Origin of the sequence: Longimicrobium sp. (assembly GCF_036554565.1) — a bacterium.
Taxonomy (GTDB): domain Bacteria; phylum Gemmatimonadota; class Gemmatimonadetes; order Longimicrobiales; family Longimicrobiaceae; genus Longimicrobium.
This window is the reverse complement of sequence record NZ_DATBNB010000643.1, coordinates 1-3,115: the sequence shown is the minus strand read 5'-3', so window position 1 is coordinate 3,115 and position 3,115 is coordinate 1. Positions and strand designations below refer to the sequence as shown.

Below are 3,115 nucleotides of genomic sequence, written 5' to 3'. Positions count from 1 at the left end.
CCCGCGGCAGGGGCAATTCGCTCCGCGGATCATTCCCGAGCTTCGCGGGTTCCTGAAGGAGAGGCTGCCCGAGTATATGGTGCCCTCCTCTTTCGTGCTGATCGACGCCCTGCCGCTCACGCCCAACGGCAAGGTGGACCGCGGGGCCCTTCCCGCGCCCGACACGTTCGGCTCACGCGATGGGAGGTACGTGGCGCCGCGCACCCCCGCCGAGGAGCGGATGGCGGGGATCTGGGCGGAGGTGCTGAGCGTGGAGCGCGTCGGCGCGGAAGACAACTTCTTCGAGCTGGGCGGCCACTCCCTGCTCGCCACGCAGCTGGTTTCGCGGGTGCGGGAGGCGTTCCGCACCGAGCTGCCGCTGCGGGCGGTGTTCAAGGCGGCGACGCTGGCGGAGCTGGTGGGGCACGTGGAGGAGATGCGCCGCGCGGAGCGGTCGGCGCTGCCGCCGGTGGTGCCGGTCGATCGTAATCGTCCCCTCCCGCTGTCCTTTGCGCAGGAGCGGCTCTGGTTCATCGACCGCCTGGTGCCGGGAAGCGCCGTCTACAACATCCGCGTAGCATGGCGCCTGGCAGGTGCGCTGGACGTGCCGGCGCTGGAGCGCGCGCTGGGCGAGATCGTGCGGCGCCACGAGGCGCTGCGAACCGTCTTCCGGGAGGTGGACGGCTCGCCGGTGCAGGTGATTGCGCCCATCGGTGGGTTCGCCCTGCCGGTGGAGGACCTGTCGGGGCTGGGCGAGGTGGACCGCGAGGCGGCGGCCAGGTACCGCGCCGGCGAGGATGCGCGGCAGCCGTTCGACCTTGCGGCAGGCCCGCTTTTCCGTGCGGCGCTGCTGCGCCTGGGCACCGACGATCACGTGCTGCTCCTGTCGATGCACCACATCGTCAGCGACGGATGGAGCATGGGGGTGCTCTTCCGCGAGATGTCGGCGCTGTACGAGGCGTACCGCGAGGGGCGTGAGTCGCCGCTGGCGGAGCTGCCGGTGCAGTACGCCGACTACGCGGTGTGGCAGCGCGAGCAGCTGGAGGGCGAGGTGCTGGATCGGCAGCTGGCGTACTGGCGGGAGCGCTTGGCGGGCGCCCCGGAGCTGCTGGAGCTGCCCACCGACCGTCCACGCCCAGCGGAGCAGACGTATCGGGGGGCGCACGAGCGGATCGAGCTTTCCGGCGAGCTGGTGGAACGCCTCCGGGCGCTGGCGCGGAGCGAGGGCGCGACGCTGTACATGGTGGGGCTCGCTGCCTTCCAGCTGCTGCTGTCCACGTACAGCGGGAGCGACGACGTGGTCGTGGGCAGCCCCATCGCGGGGCGCACGAGGAAGGAGGTCGAGGCGCTGATCGGCTTCTTCGTCAACACGCTGGTGCTGCGCACCGGCCTCGGTGGAGACCCGGCCTTCCGCGAGACCCTGCGGCGGGTGCGGGAGGCGACGCTGGGGGCGTACGAGCACCAGGAGGTGCCCTTCGAGAAGCTGGTGGCCGAGTTGCAGCCGGTGCGCAGCCTGGGCCACTCGCGCCTCTTCCAGGTGATGTTCTCCTTGGAGCACGCCTCGGGCGCGGACAGCGCCCCCACGGGGCTGGTGATGAAGCCCGTGGGGGCGGAGGTGGAAACCGCCAAGTTCGACCTGAGCCTGGGGCTCGTGGAAGGCCCCGCCGGCGGGTGGGGAAGCCTCTCGTACAACACCGACCTGTTCGACCGCTCCACCGCGGAGCGGATGGCGAGGCACCTGGAGCGGGTGCTGGGGCAGGTCGCGGCCGACCCGGACGTGCGCCTCTCGGAGCTGGACCTGCTGGACGCGGCGGAGCGCCGCCTGGTCGTGGAAGAGTGGAATGCCACCCGTGCGCCGCACCCGGCGGCCGGCCTGTGCATCCACCAGCTCATCGAAGCGCAGGTGGAGCGGAGCCCGGACGCCGCCGCGGTCGTCCACGACGGAGAGACGCTGACGTACCGGGAGCTGAACGGGCGGGCCAACCGGCTCGCGCGGCATCTTCGGCGGTTGGGCGTCGGGCCGGAGGCCCGGGTGGCGGTGTGCCTGGAGCGCAGCCTGGAGATGGTGGTCTCGGTGCTGGCGGTGCTCAAGGCCGGCGGCGCGTACGTGCCGCTGGATCCGGAGTATCCCGCCGAGCGGCTGGCGTTCATGCTGGCCGACTCCGCGTCGGAGGTGCTGCTGACGGAGGAGGGGCTGCGCGGAACGATCCCGGTGCCGGCAGGGACGCGCGTCGTCTGTCCGTCCATCGTGGCGACGGAGAGCGGGCAGAACCTGGAGGGCGCAGCGGGGCCGGGCTCCCTGGCCTACGTGATCTACACGTCCGGGAGCACGGGAACCCCCAAGGGTGTCGCGGTGGAGCACCGCGCGCTCGTCAACTACACCACGCACGCCGCCCGGGAGTTCGCGATCGGCCCGGGCTACCGGGTCCTCCAGTTCGCCTCCATCAGCTTCGACACCGCCGCGGAGGAGATCTTCCCGACCCTCCTTTCCGGCGCCACCCTGGTGCTGCGCACGGAGGAGATGTTCGCGACCCCCCGGTCGTTCTGGGAGGCCTGCGGCAGGTGGGGCATCAGCGTGCTGGAACTGCCCACGGCCGTGTGGCACCACGTGTCGCCCCACCTGGATGCCCATCCCCAAGCGCTCCCGGAGTCGCTGCGGCTGGTGGCGTTCGGCGGGGAGGCCGCGCTTCCCGAGCGGGTGCGCGCGTGGCAGGCCGTGGCCGGCGGACGGGTGCGCCTGCTGAACGGCTACGGGCCCACCGAGACCACCATCGTCGCGACGTTCTGGGAAGCGCGGGGGAGCGGCCCCGTCTCGCGGGTGCCGATCGGAAAGCCGGTCTCCAACACCCGCTGCTACGTGCTGGGCGCGGCAGGGCGGCCGGCGGCGGTGGGCGTCCCCGGCGAGCTGTACGTGGGCGGGGCGCAGGTGGCGCGCGGCTATCTGGACCGCCCCGCCGCGACCGCCGAGCGCTTCGTCCCGGACCCGTTCGCGGCCGAGCCCGGCGCGCGCCTGTACCGCACGGGCGACCGGGTGCGGTGGCGGGAAGAAAGTGCGGAAGTGCGTGAGTGCGTGAGTGCGGAACTGGGTTCGGGATCCGCGGACTCCCGCACTAACGCACTAACGCACTCACGCACC

1 protein-coding gene is annotated in these 3,115 nt (G+C 72.4%); it reads left to right on the top strand.

Going from position 1 to position 3,115, the window contains the following annotated elements; genetic code table 11:
• Nucleotides 1-76: 76 nt before the first annotated feature.
• Nucleotides 77-3,115 (top strand): amino acid adenylation domain-containing protein (locus VIB55_RS17800; protein WP_331878012.1); only part of this gene is annotated, 3,039 nt, incomplete at its 3' end.